Raw genomic sequence first — 5,068 nt, 5'->3', positions numbered from 1 at the left:
CCCATTTCCATCCATAGGCCGATACGAGCGCCATGAGCTTTTGATCCATGAAGCCGCGATCTGCCCTAAAGTACACCTCTTCTACTTCAGGCAGATGACTCAGAAAGCTGTGGACGCTGGCCAGCACGGGATGAATGTCTTTCATGCTGACTGTGGAACTTGAGTGTTCCAGCAGTTGCCAGGCCAGCGGCAAAGCCCGCCCTCGGTAGGTCAGGGAAACGCAAACCAGGCACCAGCGTTGAAAAAGACGCGTCGTGTCCAGTGCCAGGGTGATGCTCGCATCACCCCAAGTCGCAAATGCCTGCCGCAATACGGCTTGATAAATCGCCGTTCTGGGTATCGTCGTCAAAAATAGCCCACGGACGAAACGCCGTTCAGCACTTTGGGCTTGCTTGGCTGCGGTAACCGCGAAAAAGACACCACTGGGCAGGATGGATGGAATTGGAAAGTAGGAGACCAACCAGCATCCAGGTGATGGTCTGAAAGTGCCGCTGATCCCGCCAGGGGGCTTTTCTCAGCCAGTGACCAATTCGCTCGAATAGAATGGTCGCGTCTCCACCAACAGGGATTTTTGTTGACATACACAGTAAGAATGCCTCATGGTGGAGGCATTCTCATCTCTTTTATCAGGCCGTAAGGGCCAACTGGACAGGTTTTACCACCCACTGGTACTCAGTGCTCTTTGCCCGCCCGGACGTGCATGAGGCTGTGTCGCACACGCTGGAAGTCGCCATGCTTAGCACGCTGGTCAGTACCGTATTGGGTACGCTGGTCGGCTTCGGGTTGTGGCGCGGCGGGTTTACGGGGCGCATTCCGCTGACCTTCCTGCTGGTTATGCCCATCGTGATTCCGGACGTGGTCATGGGCGTTATGCTGCTGATGTTCTATGCCATCGTGCGCGGCCTGCTGGAGCGCACCGGCTGGACGTTTGAAAACGGATTCTGGACGGTCATGCTGGCCCACGTGTCTTTTCAGATCAGTTATGTGGCCCTCACGGTGCGCTCACGCCTCGCCGGGTATGGCCGCGAGCTGGAAGAAGCCGCCGCCGATCTGGGAGCGACCCCGGTGCAGTCTTTCTTGCAAGTCGTTTTGCCACTGGCGTTGCCGGGCGTGCTGGGCGGGGCGCTACTGGCCTTTACCCTCAGCCTAGACGACTTCGTGGTGACGTACTTCACCAGTGGCTCGGGGTTCAAGACGCTGCCGGTCTTGATCTATACGGCGGTCAAAAAGGGAGTCACCCCCGACATCAACGCTCTGAGCACTTTGCTGGTGTTGTTCACGGTCGTGATGATCGTCCTGGCCAACCTGCTGTCCCGCCCGCGCAAGGAGCAGGGATGAAGCGTTCTCTCTGCGCGGCCCTGTTGCTGTCCTGCACGCTGCTAGGCGCCTGCCACCGCGTACAGGAAAAGGACACGGCGGCGGAAGGCAATGGCACCACCACGCCCCAGCCCAGCGACCCGGGCGACGGCAAAACACTGCGAATTTTCATGTGGTCGGATTACATAGACCCGCAGGTGGTCAAGGAGTTCGAGAAGCGTGAAGGCGTCAAAGTCGTGATCGACACCTACGAGAGCAACGAGTCCATGATCGCCAAATTGCAGGGCGGGGGAGCCAGTTACGACCTCGCTAACCCCAGCAATTACGTGCTTCAGACGATGGTGCGGGCCAAACTGCTTCAGCCGCTACAGAAAGAGGCGCTGAAGAACTTCGGCCACATCTCGGCAGGCTTTCTTAACCCCGATTTCGACCCAGGCAATACCTACAGCGTGCCGTATCAGTTTGCGGCGACGGGGCTGGCCTATAACAGCGCCCGCTACACGCCGCCTTCCGACAGCTGGAGTCTGATTTTGGCCCGGATGACACGGTGCGCTTTGCTCTGCTCGACGACCCGCGTGAGGTCATCGGCGCGGCGCTCAAATACCTAGGGTACTCGGTGAACTCGGATAAAGTCGAGGAGCTAAAAAAAGCTCGTGATCTGCTGCGGCGCACGGTGCAGAAAAAGGGCTTCGAGTCTTTCTCGGGCGGCCCGGAAACGCGCAACAAACTGCTGGCGGGCAGCATTGACCTGGGGCAGATTTACGTGGGTGATCTGTTGCAGGGAGCCGCCGAAAACAGGGGCCTGCACGTGTTTCTTCCCCGTGAAGGCACCACCATCAGCACCGATACGCTGGTTCTCCTGCGCGGCAGTCCCAATCCGGCGCTGGCCCGCAATTTTATCGACTATGTGCTGGAACCCAAAGTCAGTGCGGCCATCAGCAACTACACCTTCTACGGCAATCCGAACCGGGCGGCGCAGGCTTTTCTTAGCCCGTTCCTGAAATCGCAAAAAGCCTTCAATCCTTCTCCCGAGGACTTCAGAACCGGCAAGGTCGAATTCATCAACGAGTTGAAGGGGGGCACTACGCCGCGCCTGTATGACCGCATCTGGACGGAACTCAAGAGCCGCTAAGCCTGCCTTGCCCCAGCTTCACGCCCGGAGTTCGCATTTTGTCCCGCGCGCCCCTTCAGTCGAACTGATTGACGGGCCGCGCGGCGTCGAGCCAGCCCTCGTCGCGCAGATAGGCGCGGAAGTCGGACAGCAGGGCGGTGGCAGTTTGTGTCTGCTCGTGCGGCAGCGTCCGTAGCCAGGCCTCGCCCGTGAGCTTGGTGTACGCCAGCAGGGGCGCGGGCGAACCCAGGTAGATGTCGAGCTGGTACAGCAGGGGGCCGCCCGTGTGAGCATAGGTTTCCAGGTAAGTGTCTATGACTTGTCTGAGCAGCAAGGGCTGACGGGCGTGGCGCTGTTGAGGAAGGTTCTGAAACTGCATAAACGCCACTTTGCCCCCGGAAGTTCAGCTTTGGGTCAGCTGCTCTACGGCCAATCGTGAAGTCTACCTCCAGTTACGGAAGTGGGCCTCGGCTTGCGGGGGAACAGGTCGAACCAACCCCTCCGGTACTGAGGGCGTCCCAGAAAAGCTCCGGGATGCCCTTAGCCCTTCCAGGGTCGGGAGGTCGCAGTTACAGTTCTGCGGCTTCGGGCGCTTTCCTCGAGTCCGCTCTGCCAGCAAGTCAAGCTGCACCATGACGCGCCCTGTCCCCAGCAGCGGCAGGTACCTCTTAGAGCAGTTCTCCGAATGATGGGCACGTCGGAAAAACACCGCCGCCCCCTTCATTCTCCGTTCTGCTCTTTCTTTTTCACTCGTTCCACTCGGCAAAAAGATGGTGTTCTTTTGACCATCTTTTTGCAAAATGCTTTAAACTTCCAGCGCCTGTTTGTTGATAAAGGGCATCTGGTCGCGCAGTTCCTTACCGACCTTCTCGACAGTGTGGTCGCGCATCTTGCCGCGCTGCTCGTTCATGTACGGGAAACCGCTTTCGGCATCTTTGATGAAGCGCTCGGCGAACTTGCCGCTCTGGATGTCGGCCAGCACGCGCCCCATTTCGGCCTTGGTCTCGGCAGTGATGATGCGCGGGCCGGTCACGTAGTCACCGAACTCGGCGGTGTTGGAAATAGAGTGGCGCATGCCCTCAAAGCCCTTTTCGTAGATCAAGTCGACAATCAGTTTGACCTCGTGTAGGGTCTCGAAGTAGGCGATTTCGGGCTGATACCCGGCCTCGACCAGCGTCTCGAATCCGGCCTGGATCAGGTGGGTCACGCCGCCACACAGCACGCTCTGCTCTCCGAAGAGGTCGGTTTCGGTCTCTTCCTTGAAGGTGGTTTCGAGCACGCCCGCCTTGGTGCAGCCGATGCCACGGGCGTAGGCCAGCGCAATGTCACGGGCCTTGCCGCTGGCGTCTTGCTCGACGGCGAAGATACCGGGCATCCCCGCGCCGTCGAGGTACACGCGGCGCAGCATGTGGCCGGGGCCTTTGGGGGCGACCAGAAACACATCGACATCTTTGGGGGGCGTGATGCGCCCGAAGTGCACGTTGAAGCCGTGGCCGAACGCAATAGCCTTGCCCGCCGTAAGGTTAGGGGCAATGCTCTTTTCGTAGGTGGCGGGCTGCTGCTCGTCGGGAATCAGGATCATGACCACGTCGCCCTGCTTGGTGGCTTCCTCGATGCTCTCGACACGCAGACCGGCCTGCTCGGCCTTGGCCTTGCTGGCGCTGCCTTCACGCAGTCCAACGACCACGTTAAAGCCGCTGTCACGCAGGTTCTGCGCGTGGGCGTGGGCCTGCGAGCCGTAGCCGATGATGGCGACCAGCTTGTTTTCGAGGATTGAAGTGTCAACGTCCTTGTCGTAATACATTTTTGCGCTCATGGTTCGTATTCTCCTGTATTTGGAAGGCTTTGTGGTCAAACCGTCTAACTGTCTGACGGCCTAACCGCTCTGAGAGGTGATTTTCTTGGTGAGGGGGCAGCGGCAAAACTTGCAGTGGCCCGGTGTTGCAGCAAAGGCGGCAGCGAGGGTGTAGGCCCCCAGTTTAGACGGAACATAGTTTGTGTGATGCCCAGTGCGCTTAATTCCGGCACACCTGGAAAGCCACCAGATAGGCCCCTGCCAGCCGCTCCGCAAGTCGATACCGCGAAGCCCGTATTTTTACTTGCCTCCGCTCGGACTGAACCGGGCCGTTTTGGACTCAATCGGCAGTCCGTAGCAGTAGACCTTTGCGCCACTAAAACAGATTCGGTACGCCCCGCGCCCGTTCTTCACGCGGCTCCACAACGGGCCGCAGGGTCTGCGTTTCGCCGTCGTGGTACACCTGGCTGCCGATGTCGGCGTTGCTGCCGCGTGTCAGGGCAATGCGGCCCGTGCGCATGGTTTCCAGAATCCCAAAAGTGCGCATCTGCTCGATGAACGCGGTGATCTTGCCCTCGTCGCCAGTGACCTCGAAGGTCAGGGCGTGGCGGCCCACGTCCACAATACGCGTGCGGAAATCGGCGGCGATCTGCCGGACTTCCACGCGGGTGTCGGCGTTAATGGCGACCTTGACCAGCACCAGTTCGCGGTCCACGTACTTTTCGAGGCTATGGTCGATGATCTTGATCACGTCGTGCAATTTTTCCAGTTGCTTGATGGCCTGCTCGACCACGCCCCGGTCGCCGTTGACCACGATGGTCATGCGGCTGATGCCGGGATGCTCA

General features: G+C 59.4%; 6 protein-coding genes and 1 pseudogene. 3 read left to right on the top strand and 4 right to left on the bottom strand.

Annotation, left to right across the window (positions count from 1 at the left end; translation table 11 throughout):
- Positions 1 to 349: pseudogene (locus QZ269_RS11955) on the bottom strand (transposase); the annotation flags it as partial.
- Positions 350 to 675: 326 nt separating this feature from the next.
- Here QZ269_RS11955 and QZ269_RS11950 point away from each other — a divergent pair.
- The 3 genes from QZ269_RS11950 to QZ269_RS11940 are packed head-to-tail and all read left to right on the top strand — an operon-like array spanning position 676 to position 2,449.
- Complete coding sequence (locus tag QZ269_RS11950) at positions 676 to 1,338, top strand: ABC transporter permease (RefSeq protein ID WP_291426934.1); 663 nt, start codon at positions 676 to 678, stop codon at positions 1,336 to 1,338.
- A complete protein-coding gene (locus QZ269_RS11945) occupies positions 1,335 to 1,925 on the top strand; it encodes an extracellular solute-binding protein (RefSeq protein ID WP_291426933.1) in 591 nt (196 codons plus the stop codon). The genes QZ269_RS11950 and QZ269_RS11945 overlap by 4 nt, the downstream gene beginning before the upstream one ends.
- Positions 1,865 to 2,449: an extracellular solute-binding protein gene (locus QZ269_RS11940; protein WP_291426932.1), complete on the top strand. Its 585-nt coding sequence runs from the start codon at positions 1,865 to 1,867 to the stop codon at positions 2,447 to 2,449. Before QZ269_RS11945 ends, QZ269_RS11940 begins: the two co-directional genes overlap by 61 nt.
- A 55-nt stretch (positions 2,450 to 2,504) precedes the next feature.
- Here QZ269_RS11940 and QZ269_RS11935 read toward each other — a convergent pair whose 3' ends face one another.
- From QZ269_RS11935 to ilvN, 3 genes are all read right to left on the bottom strand, one after another.
- Positions 2,505 to 2,807 (bottom strand): hypothetical protein, encoded by a 303-nt coding sequence (locus tag QZ269_RS11935; RefSeq protein ID WP_291426931.1) that lies wholly within the window; start codon positions 2,805 to 2,807, stop codon positions 2,505 to 2,507.
- Positions 2,808 to 3,233: 426 nt separating this feature from the next.
- Positions 3,234 to 4,244 carry a ketol-acid reductoisomerase gene (ilvC, locus tag QZ269_RS11930; protein ID WP_291426930.1) on the bottom strand — a complete coding sequence of 337 codons (1,011 nt, stop codon included), beginning with the start codon at positions 4,242 to 4,244 and terminating at the stop codon, positions 3,234 to 3,236.
- Between the two features lie 355 nt (positions 4,245 to 4,599).
- The coding region (ilvN, locus tag QZ269_RS11925) for an acetolactate synthase small subunit (protein WP_291426929.1) at positions 4,600 to 5,068 on the bottom strand (469 nt) is incomplete at its 5' end.

It is taken from the genome of Deinococcus sp., from assembly GCF_018260405.1.
Classification (GTDB): domain Bacteria; phylum Deinococcota; class Deinococci; order Deinococcales; family Deinococcaceae; genus Deinococcus.
The sequence above is the reverse complement of the archived record's forward strand: the minus strand, read 5'-3'. Positions and strand labels throughout refer to the sequence as shown.